The sequence below is a fragment of the Streptomyces sp. BE303 genome, assembly GCF_036290945.1.
Taxonomy (GTDB): Bacteria; Actinomycetota; Actinomycetes; order Streptomycetales; family Streptomycetaceae; genus Kitasatospora.
The window spans coordinates 1-15,096 of record NZ_JAQYWZ010000708.1; the positions used below are offsets into that span (position 1 = coordinate 1).

General features: G+C 71.2%; 11 protein-coding genes and 2 tRNA genes. 12 read left to right on the forward strand and 1 reads right to left on the reverse strand.

What is annotated here, in order from left to right; all coding sequences use genetic code 11:
* Window positions 1-1,123: 1,123 nt before the first annotated feature.
* The 12 genes from dnaN (at window position 1,124) to PUR56_RS17545 (ending at window position 13,890) form a co-directional block, all read left to right on the forward strand.
* Entirely contained in the window at window positions 1,124-2,254 is a 1,131-nt protein-coding gene (gene dnaN / locus PUR56_RS17490; RefSeq protein ID WP_329884802.1) for a DNA polymerase III subunit beta, read from the forward strand.
* A gap of 166 nt (window positions 2,255-2,420) precedes the next feature.
* Window positions 2,421-3,296 carry a phosphogluconate dehydrogenase (NAD(+)-dependent, decarboxylating) gene (gene gnd, locus PUR56_RS17495; protein ID WP_329949605.1) on the forward strand — a complete coding sequence of 292 codons (876 nt, stop codon included), beginning with the start codon at window positions 2,421-2,423 and terminating at the stop codon, window positions 3,294-3,296.
* 65 nt (window positions 3,297-3,361) lie between these two features.
* Window positions 3,362-4,495, forward strand: a complete 1,134-nt coding sequence (recF, locus tag PUR56_RS17500) for a DNA replication/repair protein RecF (protein ID WP_329884800.1) — start codon at window positions 3,362-3,364, stop codon at window positions 4,493-4,495.
* A gap of 125 nt (window positions 4,496-4,620) precedes the next feature.
* On the forward strand, window positions 4,621-5,160 hold the full coding sequence (locus PUR56_RS17505; RefSeq protein ID WP_329884799.1) for a DUF721 domain-containing protein: 540 nt from the start codon (window positions 4,621-4,623) through the stop codon (window positions 5,158-5,160).
* Between the two features lie 248 nt (window positions 5,161-5,408).
* The gene (gene gyrB / locus PUR56_RS17510; RefSeq protein WP_329884798.1) at window positions 5,409-7,433 is read left to right on the forward strand and encodes a DNA topoisomerase (ATP-hydrolyzing) subunit B; all 2,025 of its coding nucleotides are present in this window, start codon (window positions 5,409-5,411) and stop codon (window positions 7,431-7,433) included.
* A gap of 56 nt (window positions 7,434-7,489) precedes the next feature.
* A complete protein-coding gene (gene gyrA, locus PUR56_RS17515; RefSeq protein WP_329884797.1) occupies window positions 7,490-10,102 on the forward strand; it encodes a DNA gyrase subunit A in 2,613 nt (870 codons plus the stop codon).
* Between the two features lie 152 nt (window positions 10,103-10,254).
* Window positions 10,255-10,998 (forward strand): DUF3566 domain-containing protein, encoded by a 744-nt coding sequence (locus PUR56_RS17520; protein WP_329949606.1) that lies wholly within the window; start codon window positions 10,255-10,257, stop codon window positions 10,996-10,998.
* A 272-nt stretch (window positions 10,999-11,270) separates the two neighbouring features.
* The gene (locus PUR56_RS17525) at window positions 11,271-12,662 is read left to right on the forward strand and encodes a cyclopropane-fatty-acyl-phospholipid synthase family protein (protein ID WP_329949607.1); all 1,392 of its coding nucleotides are present in this window, start codon (window positions 11,271-11,273) and stop codon (window positions 12,660-12,662) included.
* 16 nt (window positions 12,663-12,678) lie between these two features.
* Window positions 12,679-12,755, forward strand: a tRNA-Ile gene (locus tag PUR56_RS17530).
* Between the two features lie 139 nt (window positions 12,756-12,894).
* Window positions 12,895-13,218 (forward strand): DUF6191 domain-containing protein, encoded by a 324-nt coding sequence (locus PUR56_RS17535; protein WP_329949608.1) that lies wholly within the window; start codon window positions 12,895-12,897, stop codon window positions 13,216-13,218.
* Between the two features lie 279 nt (window positions 13,219-13,497).
* Entirely contained in the window at window positions 13,498-13,626 is a 129-nt protein-coding gene (locus PUR56_RS17540; protein WP_014137031.1) for a DLW-39 family protein, read from the forward strand.
* A 191-nt stretch (window positions 13,627-13,817) separates the two neighbouring features.
* A tRNA-Ala gene (locus PUR56_RS17545) sits at window positions 13,818-13,890 on the forward strand.
* 71 nt (window positions 13,891-13,961) lie between these two features.
* On the opposite strand, the gene PUR56_RS17550 is transcribed toward PUR56_RS17545, so the two are convergent.
* Window positions 13,962-14,858, reverse strand: a complete 897-nt coding sequence (locus PUR56_RS17550; protein ID WP_329949609.1) for a DUF5324 family protein — start codon at window positions 14,856-14,858, stop codon at window positions 13,962-13,964.
* Between the last annotated feature and the right edge of the window lie 238 nt (window positions 14,859-15,096).

The following is a 15,096-nucleotide window of genomic DNA, read 5'->3' on the forward strand; positions in this document are numbered from 1 at the left end:
CACGGTCAGGCGGGCGTTACGGTGGGACACGAAGACCTCCGGTGCGGTGCAGTCCTAGACAGCTCCACCACACCGGAGGTCTTTACGTTTGATCAAGCCCGACCACTGTCAACAACGCTCGTGATCAATACAGCTAGCCGGAGCCGCCGCACGGGCCCGTCCGCCGGGGCGGGCCGACCGGTGGCAGCGCGACGGCCGCAGGTGGCCGGAAAAGGGCGTCAGGAGCGATCCTGACGCCCTTTCGGCATGTTCGAGGTGTGCGCGGGCCTCCGACGGGGCAGGCATGTCCTGCGACGGACGCACCGCCAGTCCACAGCCCGCGCCGAACATCTGACCAGGGATTCGAACACCCCGGGCGCGCAGGGCCGGAATCCACAGGCCGGACCGGGTTCCCGTCGTCCACAGGCCCGGGAGCCGTGAGTTATCCAGAATTCCTCCACAGGCCCGCCACCGCTACGCTCTTCCGCGCAGGTCAGGTGCCTGTGGACTTGTGCACAACCGTTGTCCACAGCCTGTGGACAATTGTCGGCCCGTCAGTAGGCCATCCGGGTTGTCCACCGGTTGTCCCCAGGAGAGCCCCGGTTATCCCCAGGTTGTCCACAGGCGTGTCCACAGTTCGACAACCTTCCGCAGTCGTTCACGCCCAGGTGTGAAAGGCGTCACGAAATGTTGACCGGGGCCCGTGGATAACCGGGCCCGGATCTGGGGACGGAGCTGGGGATAACCTGTGGATACTCAGCGTGCCCTGTGGGTAACGCTCCGCCGTCCACAGCGGGGCCTGCTCGTCCACAGGCCCGGTCCACACCCCCTGTGGACAAAAAACCTGGTCTGACCTGCGCAAACAGGGTTATCCACGGTTTCCACAGGCCCTACTACTACCACTACACCTATAGACCGTTCGATGAGCTCAAAAGTGGGTGGGGCCGAAATCTGTGGACAACCGCTCACCGACATCCGTTCGACTTGCTTCCGCCCGTCTGCCCCGTCTGTCGGTGGAGTACGTCAGACTGTCCTCGGCGACTGGACACGGAGCGGCAGAGCTCGGCGGCCAGGCGGACCGAAGACCAAGATCAGAAGAACCAGACGTGCGAGCGGGAGCGCTCGATCCAGGAGGCGGTTACCGGTGAAGTTCCGGGTGGAGCGTGACGTCCTCGCGGAGGCGGTGGCCTGGGCGGCCCGCAGCCTCCCGGCACGGCCGCCGGTGCCGGTGCTGGCGGGCCTGCTGCTGACGGCACAGGACGGCAGCCTGGCCCTGTCCGGCTTCGACTACGAGGTCTCGGCCCGGGTCGGGCTGGAGGCCGACATCGAGGAGGCCGGCACCGTGCTGGTCTCCGGCCGGCTGCTGAACGACATCTCGCGGAACCTGCCCAACAGGCCCGTGGAGTTCTCCACCGACGGCCAGCGGGTCAGCGTGGTCTGCGGCAGCTCGCGGTTCACCCTCCCCACCCTCCCGGTGGACGAGTACCCCGCCCTGCCCCAGATGCCGACCGCGACCGGCACCGTCTCCGGCGACGTCTTCGCCTCCGCGGTCAGCCAGGCCGCCGTGGCCGCGGGCCGCGACGACACCCTGCCGGTGCTCACCGGTGTGCGGGTCGAGATCGAGGGCGACCGGATCACCCTGGCCGCCACCGACCGCTACCGCTTCGCCGTCCGCGAGCTGCTGTGGAAGCCCGAGCAGTCCGACATCTCCGCGGTCGCCCTGGTGCCGGCGAAGACCCTGCAGGACATCGCCAAGTCCCTGGGCAGCGGCGACACCGTCTCGATCGCCCTGTCCTCCGGCGGCGCCGGCGAGGGTCTGATCGGCTTCGAGGGTGCCGGCCGGCGGACCACGACCCGCCTGCTGGAGGGCGAGTTCCCGAAGTACCGCAGCCTCTTCCCGACCGAGTTCAACGCGATCGCGGCGATCCAGACGCAGCCCTTCCTGGAGGCGCTCAAGCGCGTCTCGCTGGTCGCCGAGCGCAACACCCCGGTCCGGCTGAACTTCGAGGAGGGCGTGCTCACGCTGGAGGCCGGCTCGGGCGACGACGCGCAGGCCACCGAGCGGATCGACGCCTCCCTGGAGGGTGACGCCATCTCGATCGCCTTCAACCCGGGCTACCTGGAGGAGGGCCTCAAGGCCATCGACTCCGCCTACGCCCAGCTGAGCTTCACCACCCCGACCAAGCCCGCGCTGCTCAGCGGCAAGGCCTCGGTGGACGCCGAGGCGGACGAGGCCTACCAGTACCTGATCATGCCGGTCCGCCTCTCCGGCTGACGCCGGCGGGTGCCGGGCCGTCACCCACAGCCCTGTGAACAAACCTGTGGAAGTCTCCCCCGGTCGGCCCGACCGCGGGGAGGCCTCCGCGCTTCAGCACGTAGGCTCGGGGAGGCGCGGCAACGGCGCCGCCCGCAGGGACGTCACCACAGGTAAGGATTAGGTCATGGAGCTCGGCCTCATCGGTCTCGGCAAGATGGGCGGCAACATGCGCGAGCGGATCCGCCGCGCCGGCCACACCGTCATCGGCTACGACCGCAACCCCGACATCTCCGACGTCGAGAGCCTTCAGGAGCTGGTCTCCAAGCTCCAGGCCCCGCGCGTCGTCTGGGTCATGGTCCCGGCGGGTGCCGCGACCCAGGCCACCGTGGACGAGCTGGCCGAGCTGCTCTCCCCCGGCGACGTGGTGGTGGACGGCGGGAACTCCCGCTGGACCGACGACGTCAAGCACGCCGAGGCGCTCGCCGCCAAGGAGATCGGCTTCGTCGACTGCGGCGTCTCCGGCGGCGTCTGGGGCCTGGAGAACGGCTACGCGCTGATGTACGGCGGCCAGGCCGAGCACGTCGCGAAGGTCCAGCCCGTCTTCGACGCGCTCAAGCCCGAGGGCGACTTCGGCTCCGTGCACGCGGGTGCGGTCGGCGCCGGCCACTTCGCCAAGATGGTCCACAACGGCATCGAGTACGCGATGATGCAGGCCTTCGCCGAGGGCTGGGAGCTGCTGGAGGCGGCCCCCGAGGTCACCGACGTCCGCGAGGTCTTCCGCAGCTGGCAGGAGGGCACCGTGATCCGCTCCTGGCTGCTGGACCTGGCCGTCCGCGCCCTCGACGACGACGAGCACCTGGCCAAGCTCAAGGGCTGGGCCGCCGACTCCGGCGAGGGCCGCTGGACCGTCGAGGCGGCGATCGACCACGCCGTGCCGCTGCCGGCCATCACCGCGTCGCTGTTCGCCCGCTTCGCCTCCCGCCAGGACGACTCGCCGCAGATGAAGATGATCGCCGCGCTGCGCAACCAGTTCGGCGGCCACGCGGTGGAGTCCAAGTAGTCCCGCAGTCCCCACCCGGGTGGTCCCACCGGGTTCTCCACAGAAGGCGAGCGCAGTCCACAGTCATGCACGTCGCGCATCTGTCGCTCGCCGACTTCCGTTCCTACGCCCGGGCCGAGGTCTCCCTCGACCCGGGCGTGACGGCGTTCGTGGGTCCCAACGGCCAGGGCAAGACCAACCTGGTCGAGGCGGTCGGCTACCTCGCCACCCTCGGCAGCCACCGCGTCGCCACCGACGCCCCGCTGATCAGGCTGGGCGCCGAGCGGGCCGTGGTGCGCGCCTCCGTGGTCGCCGGCACCCGCACCACCCTGGTCGAGCTGGAGATCACCCCCGGCAAGGCCAACCGGGCCCGGATCAACCGCTCGGACAACGTCCGGCCGCGCGACGTGCTGGGCCTGCTGCGCACCGTGCTCTTCGCCCCCGAGGACCTCGCGCTGGTGAAGGGCGACCCCGGTGAGCGACGGCGGTTCCTGGACGAGCTGCTGACCGCCCGCGCTCCCCGGCTGGCCGGCGTCCGGCAGGACTACGAGCGGGTGCTCAAGCAACGCAACGCCCTGCTGAAGACCGCCGCGATGGCCCGCCGGGCCGGCGGCGGCAAGGGCGCCGACCTCTCCACCCTGGAGGTCTGGGACGGTCACCTGGCCCGGTCCGGCGCCGAGCTGACCGCCTTCCGGATCCAGCTGGTGGCCGCCCTCCAGCCGCTGGTCACGGCCGCCTACGGGCAGCTGGCACCGGGTGGCGGCGAGACGGTCCTGGAGTACCGCAGCTCCTTCGAGGGCGAACTGCCCGGCAGTCGCGAGCAGGCCGAGGAACAGCTGCTCCAGGCCCTGCGGACGGTCCGCAAGCAGGAGGTCGAGCGGGGGATCACCCTGGTCGGCCCGCACCGGGACGAGCTGGTGCTCAGACTCGGTCCGCTGCCCGCCAAGGGCTACGCCAGCCACGGCGAGTCCTGGTCGTTCGCGCTGGCGCTCCGGCTGGCCTCGTACGAACTGCTGCGCGCCGACGGCGGTGAGCCGGTGCTCGTCCTCGACGACGTCTTCGCCGAGCTGGACGCCTCCCGCCGCGACCGGCTGGCCGAACTGGTGGCCGGCGGCGAGCAGGTGCTCGTCACCGCCGCCGTCGCCGAGGACGTGCCGAAGGCGCTGGCCGGGGTCCGGTTCTCGGTCGCCGACGGAGCGGTCCAGCGCGTCACCGGCTGAGCTCCGGCACCGTTTCCCCACCCGATCCCCCCACCCGCAGCGGTCGGGGGCGCCCCGAGGACCCCTCCCGCTCCCGTACGCTGGACGGCTGACCGTTGTCCACAGGCTGGGGATAGGAGATCGCCGTGAGCGAGCCGGCGCAGGACTCCCCGCAGCAGGGCGGCGCCGAGCTGACCGGCGCCGATCTGGCCCGGTCGGCGCTGCGGGCGGCCCGGGCGCAGGCCCGCCAGCGCGGCGAGCAGGTCCGCGAGAAGCGCGAGGCGAAGCGGCACGGTCTGCGCAGCGGGGCCCGCTCGGACGGCCGTGACCCGGTGCCGCTGGGGGCGGCGCTGAACCGGCTGCTGACCGAGCGCGGCTGGGAGTCCTCGGCGGCCGTCGGCGGCGTGATGGGCCGGTGGCCGCAGATCGTCGGCCCGGACATCGCCGCGCACTGCACCCCCACGTCCTACGACGACGAGGCCGCGGTTCTCACCGTGCAGTGCGACTCCACCGCATGGGCGACCCAACTCCGATGGTTGGCAAGGCAGTTGGTGGCCCGTCTGAATCACGAGCTGGGTCACGGCACGGTCCGGACCATCAAGGTGCTGGGTCCGGCCGCCCCGGTCCGCGGTTACGGCCGGCTGCGCGCTCCGGGCAGCAAGGGGCCGGGCGACACCTGGGGCTGACCCCGGCCGGCCCGGGGCCGAGCGGACTCGGATCTTCCGGAACCCCTGACGGCCCTTCCAGGCGCTCTCAGCCCCCGGGGCGAGTATCGGGACATGTGCAGAGGGGATTCAGGGCGGCGTATCTGCCCTCAGAGGCTGCCAAACGCCCATCTCTGTCAGTCGTACCGGTAGACTGAGAGCCAAACACTGTTGCTAGTGGCAACCGAGTCGAAACGCCGTGGTCGCACGCCCGCCCGCACGGGGTGGGGATGCGGCCCGAGCTGTGCCAGAGAGGGCGCTTCGTGGCCGATTCCGGCAACCCCAGCCAGACCCCAGACCAGACCGACCAGGCTTCCTACACCGGCAGCAACATCCAGGTGCTGGAGGGCCTCGACGCCGTCCGCAAGCGTCCCGGCATGTACATCGGCTCGACCGGTGAGCGCGGCCTGCACCACCTGGTGCAGGAGGTCGTGGACAACTCCGTCGACGAGGCGATGGCCGGGTACGCGGACACCATCGACGTCATGCTCCTCGCCGACGGCGCGGTCCGGGTGGTCGACAACGGCCGGGGTATCCCGGTGGACATCGTCCCCGGGCAGGAGAAGCCGGCCGTCGAGGTCGTGCTCACCGTCCTGCACGCGGGCGGCAAGTTCGGCGGCGGCGGCTACGCGGTCTCCGGCGGTCTGCACGGCGTCGGCGTCTCCGTGGTGAACGCGCTCTCCACCCGGCTCGCGGTGGAGATCGACCGGGACGGCCACCGCTGGACCCAGGACTACAAGATGGGCGCCCCGACCGCGGCGCTGGTCAAGGGCGAGGCCACCGACCGGACCGGCACGACGGTCACCTTCTGGGCCGACCCGGACATCTTCGAGACCACGGTCTACTCCTTCGAGACGCTCTCCCGGCGCTTCCAGGAGATGGCGTTCCTCAACAAGGGCCTGACCATCTCGCTCACCGACGAGCGCCCCGAGCACGTCGACGAGGAGGGCAAGCCGCTCTCCGTCACCTACAAGTACGACGGCGGCATCGCCGACTTCGTCGCCCACCTCAACTCCCGCAAGGGCGACGTGATCCACCCCTCGGTGATCGACTTCGAGGCGGAGGACAAGGACAAGACGATCTCGGTGGAGATCGCCATGCAGTGGAACTCCTCGTACACCGAGGGGGTCTACTCCTTCGCCAACACCATCCACACCCACGGCGGCGGCACCCACGAGGAGGGCTTCCGCGCGGCGCTGACCGGCCTGGTCAACCGCTACGCGCGGGACAAGAAGCTGCTCCGGGAGAAGGACGACAACCTCTCCGGCGAGGACATCCGCGAGGGCCTGACCGCGATCATCTCGGTCAAGCTCGGCGAGCCGCAGTTCGAGGGCCAGACCAAGGACAAACTGGGCAACACCGAGGCGAAGACCTTCGTCCAGAAGGTGGTCCACGAGCACCTCAACGACTGGCTGGACCGCAACCCCAACGAGGCTTCGGACATCATCCGCAAGTCCATCCAGGCCGCCACCGCGCGCGTCGCCGCCCGCAAGGCGCGCGACCTCACGCGCCGCAAGGGCCTGCTGGAGTCCGCCTCGCTGCCCGGCAAGCTGAGCGACTGCCAGTCCAAGGACCCGTCCGAGTGCGAGATCTTCATCGTCGAGGGTGACTCCGCCGGCGGCTCGGCCAAGCAGGGCCGCGACCCGCGGATCCAGGCCATCCTGCCGATCCGCGGCAAGATCCTGAACGTCGAGAAGGCCCGGATCGACAAGGTGCTGCAGAACACCGAGGTCCAGGCGCTGATCTCGGCCTTCGGCTGCGGCATCCAGGAGGACTACGACGAGTCCAAGCTCCGGTACCACAAGATCGTTCTGATGGCCGACGCCGACGTCGACGGTCAGCACATCCGGACGCTGCTGCTCACCCTGCTGTTCCGCTTCATGCGGCCGCTGGTCGAGTCCGGCTACGTGTACCTGGCGATGCCCCCGCTGTACAAGATCAAGTGGGGCAAGGACGACTTCGAGTACGTCTACTCCGACCGCGAGCGCGACGCCGTGATCGCGGCGGGCGTGGCCGCCGGCCGCCGCCTGCCGAAGGACGACGCGATCCAGCGGTTCAAGGGTCTCGGCGAGATGAACGCCGAGGAGCTCCGGATCACCACCATGGACCAGGCCCACCGCCTGCTCCTCCAGGTCACCCTGGAGGACGCCGCCCGCGCCGACGAGTTGTTCTCCGTCCTGATGGGCGAGGACGTCGAGGCCCGCCGCTCCTTCATCCAGCGCAACGCCAAGGACGTCCGCTTCCTGGACGTGTGACGCCTGCACCCAGGCCCCGCACGTATCCAGTCCGCGTGAAAGGAAACTGACCACCAGTGGTCGACGACAACCGTCCCGAAGGCGAGCAGCCCGAGACCCCCGAGGTCGCCTCCGCGATCACCCTGCGGATCGAGCCGGTCGAGCTCGAGACCGAGATGCAGCGCTCGTACCTCGACTACGCGATGAGCGTCATCGTGAGCCGAGCGCTGCCCGAGGTGCGCGACGGCCTCAAGCCGGTGCACCGCCGCGTGCTCTACGCGATGTACGACGGCGGGTACCGCCCCGAGAAGGGCTACTACAAGTGCGCCCGCGTCGTCGGCGACGTCATGGGCAACTACCACCCGCACGGCGACACCTCGATCTACGACACCGTGGTCCGCCTGGCCCAGCCGTGGTCGCTGCGGATGCCGCTGGTGGACGGCAACGGCAACTTCGGCTCCCCGGGCAACGACCCGGCCGCGGCCATGCGCTACACCGAGTGCAAGATGATGCCGCTGGCCATGGAGATGATGCGCGACATCGACGAGGAGACCGTCGACTTCGCCTCCAACTACGACGGCCGCTCGCAGGAGCCGACCGTCCTGCCCGCGCGCATCCCCAACCTGCTGGTCAACGGCGCCACCGGCATCGCGGTCGGCATGGCCACCAACATCCCGCCGCACAACCTGCGCGAGGTGGCCTCCGGCGCACTCTGGGCGCTGGAGCACCCGGAGGCTTCCAACGAGGAGCTGCTGGAAGCGCTGATGGAGCGGATCAAGGGCCCGGACTTCCCGACCGGTGCCCTGATCGTCGGCCGCCGCGGGATCGAGGAGGCGCACCGCACCGGTCGCGGCTCGATCACCATGCGCGCCGTGGTCGAGGTCGAGGAGATCCAGGGCCGCCAGTGCCTGGTGATCACCGAGCTGCCCTACCAGGTCAACCCGGACAACCTCGCCCTGAAGATCGCCGACCTGGTCAAGGACGGCAGGGTCGCCGGCATCGCCGACGTCCGCGACGAGTCCTCCTCGCGCACCGGTCAGCGCCTGGTGGTCGTGCTCAAGCGCGACGCCGTCGCCAAGGTCGTGCTGAACAACCTCTACAAGCACACCGACCTGCAGACCAACTTCGGCGCCAACATGCTGGCCCTGGTCGACGGCGTGCCGCGCACGCTCTCGCTCGACGCCTTCATCCGGCACTGGGTCAACCACCAGGTCGAGGTCATCGTCCGGCGCACCACCTTCCGGCTGCGCAAGGCCGAGGAGCGCGCGCACATCCTGCGCGCCCTGCTCAAGGCCCTGGACATGATCGACGAGGTGATCGCGCTCATCCGTGCCTCGGAGAGCGCCGACGCCGCCCGCAGCGGTCTGATGGCCCTGCTCGACATCGACGAGCTCCAGGCCAACGCGATCCTGGAGATGCAGCTCCGCCGGCTGGCCGCCCTGGAGCGCCGCCGGATCATGGACGAGCACGACGAGCTGCAGCGCAAGATCGACGAGTACAACGCGATCCTGGCCTCGCCGACCCGTCAGCGCGAGATCATCTCGGAGGAGCTCACCGCGATCGTCGAGAAGTACGGCGACGAGCGGCGTTCGACCCTCATCCCGTCCGACGGCGACCTCTCCATCGAGGACCTCATCGCCGAGGAGGACATCGTCGTCACGATCACCCGTGGCGGCTACGTCAAGCGGACCCGCTCCGACCTCTACCGCTCGCAGAAGCGCGGCGGCAAGGGCGTCCGCGGTGCCCAGCTGAAGCAGGACGACCTCGTCGACCACTTCTTCGTGACGACGACCCACAACTGGATCCTGTTCTTCACCAACAAGGGCCGGGTCTACCGCGCCAAGGGCTACGAGCTGCCGGACGCCGGGCGCGACGCCCGCGGCCAGCACGTGGCCAACCTGCTGGCCTTCCAGCCGGACGAGCAGATCGCCCAGGTGATGGCCGTCCGGACCTACGAGGACAAGCCGTACCTGGTCCTCGCCACCCGGGCCGGCCTGGTGAAGAAGACGCTGCTGAAGGACTACGACTCCCCGCGCTCCGGCGGCCTGATCGCGATCAACCTGCGGCAGGACGAGGAGGGCCGGGACGACGAGCTGATCGGCGCCGAGCTGGTCTCCGCCGAGGACGACCTGCTGCTGGTCTCCAAGAAGGCCCAGTCGATCCGCTTCACCGCGACCGACGACGCGCTCCGGTCCACCGGGCGCGCCACGTCCGGCGTCAAGGGCATGGCCTTCCGCGAGGACGACGAACTGCTCTCGATGAACGTGGTCCGGCCGGGGACGTACGTCTTCACCGCCACCGACGGCGGGTACGCCAAGCGGACGGGCGTGGACGAGTACCGTGTCCAGGGACGTGGCGGCTACGGCACCAAGGCGGCGAAGATCGTCGAGGGCCGGGGCTCGCTGGTCGGCGCGCTGGTCGTCGACGAGAGCGACGAGATCATGGCGATCACACTGTCCGGTGGAGTGATCCGCACAAGGGTTTCCGAGGTTCGTGAAACCGGACGTGACACCATGGGCGTCCAACTGATCAACCTCGGAAAGCGCGACGCGGTGGTGGGCATGGCCCGCAACGCGGAAGCGGAGGCCGAGGACGATGAGTCGGCGGAGGACGAGGTGGCGGCCATCGAGTCCACCGAGGTGGCCGAAGGTACGGAGACGGCGCCGGGCGGGGAGACCGCCGAGGCCTGACCTCGTACCGTGTCGGCCGGTACCGACGCGCCCGTGAGACGGCGCGTGGGGACCGGCCGGCCGACCAGTACCGGGCAATCCCGCCGGGCGCTGGATGACGAGTGACGACGCAGGGCGGTGTCGCCGCCCTGGTGGGAAGTGCGGGAGGACCAGTGAGTGGAGCCACGGGTGCTGCGGGAGGAGCCACCGGCGGCCGTCCGGGCGCAGCACAGGGCGGCGGGGGCTACGGGGTGCCGCAGCCGCCGGCCGAACACCCCTCCGCGTCCACCTCGCTGATGCCCCCGGTCGGCGCGGCGGGACAGGGCGGGGCGACCTACGGCGGCCAGCAGGCCCCGCCGCCCCCGCCGGGCGCTCCGGCGGGAGGGTCGGGGTTCTCGCAGCCGACCACCTACGCCAAGGGGCAGCCGACCCCGCCCCGGGGCACCCGGGTCGGCGGCGGCAACACGCCGCCCGGCGGGACGCCCGCCGCGGGCCCCCGCCGACCCGCCGCTCCGGCGGCGCCGGTCGGCGGCCTGGGCGGCCGGACCAGGAAGGCCCGGTTGCGCGTGACCAAGGCCGACCCGTGGTCGGTGATGAAGGTCAGCTTCCTGCTGTCGCTGGCGGTCGGGATCATCATCATCGTGGCCGCGGCCGTGCTGTGGATGACGCTGGACTCGCTCGGCGTCTTCGACTCGCTGGCCAAGACCCTGAAGGACATCACGGCCTCGGAGAACAACGGCGGCGGCCTGAACCTGATGGACTACGTCGGCTTCGGCAAGGTGATGACCTTCACCTCGCTGATCGCCGTGGTCGACGTGGTGCTGCTGACCGCACTGTCCACGCTCTCCGCGTTCATCTACAACGCGGCGGCCGGCTTCACCGGCGGCATCGAGCTGACCCTCGCCGAGGAGGACTGACCCTCCGGGAGTGATCCCGGGTCAGCTGCCGCCGCACGGACGGATCTTCGTCCGCGGACGGAAATGAACGGGCCCCGCAGGCTGTTGCAGCCTGCGGGGCCCGTCGGCATCCGGGTGACAGCCGGTCCCCGCGGCGTGCCGTCCGAATCGGCCTCCGTCGCGGTGGGCTTAGCTGGACGCGCTCGTTCCGAGTTCCGACCGCCACAGGCCTCCCCGGTCCCACCGGCCGGGTCCGGTACGGCTGCGCAGGTACGGCAGGACGGAGGCGCACGATGGCGGAGCTCGCACGGCGACTGGTCGAGGCCCTGGACGGGCTGCTCGGGGTCTCGGTACCGCTGCGGATCCAGGCATGGGACGGCAGCGTCGCGGGGCCGCCGGGGGCGCCCACGCTGGTCCTGCGCAACCGCCGGGCGCTGCGCCACCTGCTCTGGCAGCCCGGCGAACTGGGCCTGGTCCGCGCCTACGTCTCGGGGGACCTGGAGGTCGCCCCCGGCACCGACCTCTACGAGGTGCTGCGCGACGTCGCCCACTTCGTCGAGCGCCCCGAGATCCGCCGGCTGCGGTTCGGCCCGGCCGAGGTCGTGGGCGTCAAGGGCCGCCGGGCGGCGGGCGCCCTGTTGCGGGCCGGCGCGCTGGGGCCCCGCCCCGTGCCGCCGCCGGAGGAGGCCCGCCCGGCGGGACGGCTGCACAGCCGGAGCCGGGACCGGGCGTCGATCAGCCACCACTACGACGTCGGCAACGACTTCTACGCGCTGGTCCTGGGCCCGTCGCTGGTGTACTCCTGCGCGTACTGGGAGCCCGCCGCCAGGAGCCTGGAGGCGGCCCAGGAGGCGAAGCTGGACCTCATCTGCCGCAAGCTCGGCCTGCGGCCGGGGATGCGGCTGCTGGACGTCGGCTCCGGCTGGGGCTCGCTGGTGCTGCACGCGGCCCGGCACTACGGCGTGACGGCGGTCGGCGTCTCCATCTCCGCCGAACAGGTCGCGCTGGCCCGGCAGCGGGTCGAGGAGGCCGGTCTGGCCGACCGGGTGGAGATCCGTCTCCAGGACTACCGGGAGATCCCGGACGGCCCGTTCGACGCGATCTCCAGCGTCGGGATGGCCGAGCACGTCGGCGCCGCGCAGTACCGCGCCTACGCCGAGGGCCTCTACCGGCTGCTGGTGCCCGGCGGCCGGCTCCTCAACCACCAGATCGCCCGCCGCCCCGACGTCCCCGGCGAGCCGTACCGTCCGAGCCCGTTCATCGACCGCTACGTCTTCCCCGACGGCGAGCTCTCCCCGGTCGGTCCCACGGTCTCCCTGCTGGAGGAGGCCGGCTTCGAGGTGCGCGACGTCGAGTCGCTGCGCGAGCACTACGGGCTGACCCTGCGTGAGTGGGTGGCCAACCTGGAGGCGCACTGGACGGAGGCGGTCCGGCTGGTCGGCCGGGGCCGCGCGCGGGTCTGGCGGTTGTACATGGCGGCCTCCGCGCTGGCCTTCGAGGAGAACCGGATCGGCGTCAACCAGATCCTCGCCGTCCGCACGACCGCCGGCGGTTCGGCCGGCCTGGCGGCCACCCGCGAGGAGTGGCTGCGCTCCTCCGGTACCGCCCCCCACCAGCCCGTCCCGGGAACCCCTGCCGCTGCCCCGGGTGAATCGGATTTGGGGGATCGGCGATCGGTCCGCTAATCTTTCAGTGCGGCAAGGGGCTATAGCTCAGACGGTTAGAGCGCTTCCCTGATAAGGAAGAGGCCACAGGTTCAAGTCCTGTTAGCCCCACCACCGCGAAGGGCCCGGAGCGTCGCTCCGGGCCCTTCGGCGTTCTCGTGCTCCGGAGGTGGAACCGCGGGCGCCGTCCGGGGGTTGTACGGGTGAGGACCGCCCGTCGGCGGGCGGCACCCGGTGGAGGGACGGTGGCGTGATGGCGGTGTTCTGGGCGATGAGCATCCCCGGCCTGGTCTGCGCCCTGGCGGCGCTGGCCTTCGTCGACCAGTTGGCGCTGAAGGCGCGGAAGTCGCGTCTGGTGCCCTGGCGGGGGACGGGTCGCGAGGGGCAGATCTCGGCGACCGGCTTCGAGCAGCTGCACGCGCAGTTCGCGGCCGGCAAGCAGCACCAGCTGGACGAACGGCAGAGCTCGCTGATGCTGCGCGACGAGGAGGGCGAGGGTGCGCCGCCCCGGACCAGGGTGGATCTGGCGGCCGGTGTGGCGGTCGTGGTGCCCCCCTCCCGCGGGCAGGAACCGTGACGGCTTCGGGGGGGGCTCCAGGGGGGCTCTGCGGGGGTTCGGGGCCGGGCCGACCGTACGACAGGAGGTGTGGCGTCAATCCTCCGACCGGACGGGTCGGTTGGAGCAGCGGTGGCTGGTCACGATTGGGACACCGGTGTGTATCATCGGCCGCAAGGGCAGTCTGCCAACCCGACCGCCCTTTCGTGCTCGTAAGGAATCATGGACTCGTCGGCCCGATCGAACCCGGTCGGTGCACGGCTACTGAGTCCGCCAACGCAAGAAGGACGAGGTCCCGCGGTGAAGAAGCTTCTCCTGGTCGCCCTGGTCGCCCTCGGCGGCTTCTTTGTCTACCGTCAGGTCCAGGCGGACCGCGCCGAGCAGGACCTGTGGACCGAGGCCACCGACCCGGTCCCGGCCGGTCGCTGAGGACGCCGACGATCTGACGATCGACGATCTTCGGGGGCGTCGCACGGCGCCTCCCGGTCCGGTCGGTCCGGCCCTGCGGCCGGACCGACCGGATCTTTCCGCACCCGTACGGCAGGAGTGCCGGGACAGGGCGTGGGATTCGCGCCGGGACCGGGTACGCTAGTGCCCGGCGGTGCGCACGATGCCGCCCCGGGGCTTTAGCTCAGTTGGTAGAGCGCTGCCTTTGCAAGGCAGATGTCAGGAGTTCGAGTCTCCTAAGCTCCACAGTCGCCCACCGCGTGCGGGCAGCAGATCGGCCGCCGACCTGAATCCGGGTCAGCGGCCGATCTGCGTTCTCAGTGGGGTTTCCGGGGGTCGTGCGGCTTGGGGCGGTCGTCGTCGTGGCCGTGGTCCGGTCCGGACCCGGTGTCGGAGCCGTTCGACGGCACGGAGCTGTCGGGTCGGCCGACCGGTGGGCCCGGTTCGGGGGAGACGCCGCCGGCCTCGGGCCCGCCGCCGGTTCCCGGCCCCGCGGCGTCGGCCCTGGAGCCGTTCACCGCGTCGGTGGGGCCGCTGCCCGAGGCGTGGGCGCCGCCGGACCGTGCGGGGGCCGGTGACGTCCCGCTCGCCGGTTCGACCAGCCACTCCGGGTTGCTGTGGTGCCGCCACCACTGCCAGGCCACGATGCCGCTGCCGATCGCCAGGGCGCCCGCGACCGCCAGACCGGTGGCCCAGCCGCTGCGGTGGGCCTTCCTGCGGTTCCGGGCCGCGAGGTCGCCGATCTCGGCCGAGGTGACGTTGCCGTGCAGGGCGGTCAGTGCGGCGGCGCTGCGGGTCTGTGCCTCCTGTGCGACCGGGGTGACGGTGGCGCGGGCCTCCTCGACCGCCTGGACGACCTTGGTGCCGACCGTGGTGCGTGCCTGGTCCGCGGCCTTGGTGGCGGCCAGGCGGGCGGCCAGGGCGGCCTCCTGGGCCCGGTGGAAGGCCTTGAGGGTGTTCTGCTGGGCCTCCGGCGGCAGGCTGGCGAAGGCGTGACCGATCTGCGGGGCGATGCGCCGGTCGTACTGGACGCGCGCGCTGTGGGCGGCCTGGGAGGCCTTCGGGCCCAGTGCGTCCAGGGTGGGGCCCAGGCGCTGCTTGGCGCTGTCCGCGAGGTTGCCGGCCGTCTCACGAGCTGAGTCCAAACGGGTCACGAGTCTCTCCTCCTGGTGGCGTCTTTTACGCACATATCCACCTGAATGCTGATCATGCATCCTGATCCGGCCGGTGGCACTCCGGAGTGGGCCGTACGCGCGGCGTGCCCGGCGGGCGCGCGGGCGCGGGCGCGGGGCCGGGGGGCGGTGCCGGGGCCGGACGCAGGGCCGGCTCCGGGCCCGGGAAGGGTGGCGAGCCGCGGGCGCGGGGGAGGGTGGGGCCGTGGGGCGGGGGGTATGGCCGCAGTAGGCTGGCCGTTCCGGCGGCGTTCGCCGGGACCGCGTTCGCGTCGTCGCG

What these genes read in the sequence shown, in the direction of transcription:
- gyrB (WP_329884798.1), top strand. Translation starts at nt 5,409, where the DNA reads ATGCGGCCCGAGCTGTGCCAGAGAGGGCGCTTCGTGGCCGATTCCGGC.
- PUR56_RS17550 (WP_329949609.1), bottom strand. Translation starts at nt 14,858, where the DNA reads ATGCATGATCAGCATTCAGGTGGATATGTGCGTAAAAGACGCCACCAG.
- PUR56_RS17525 (WP_329949607.1), top strand. Translation starts at nt 11,271, where the DNA reads ATGGCGGAGCTCGCACGGCGACTGGTCGAGGCCCTGGACGGGCTGCTC.
- gnd (WP_329949605.1), top strand. Translation starts at nt 2,421, where the DNA reads ATGGAGCTCGGCCTCATCGGTCTCGGCAAGATGGGCGGCAACATGCGC.
- PUR56_RS17535 (WP_329949608.1), top strand. Translation starts at nt 12,895, where the DNA reads ATGGCGGTGTTCTGGGCGATGAGCATCCCCGGCCTGGTCTGCGCCCTG.
- recF (WP_329884800.1), top strand. Translation starts at nt 3,362, where the DNA reads ATGCACGTCGCGCATCTGTCGCTCGCCGACTTCCGTTCCTACGCCCGG.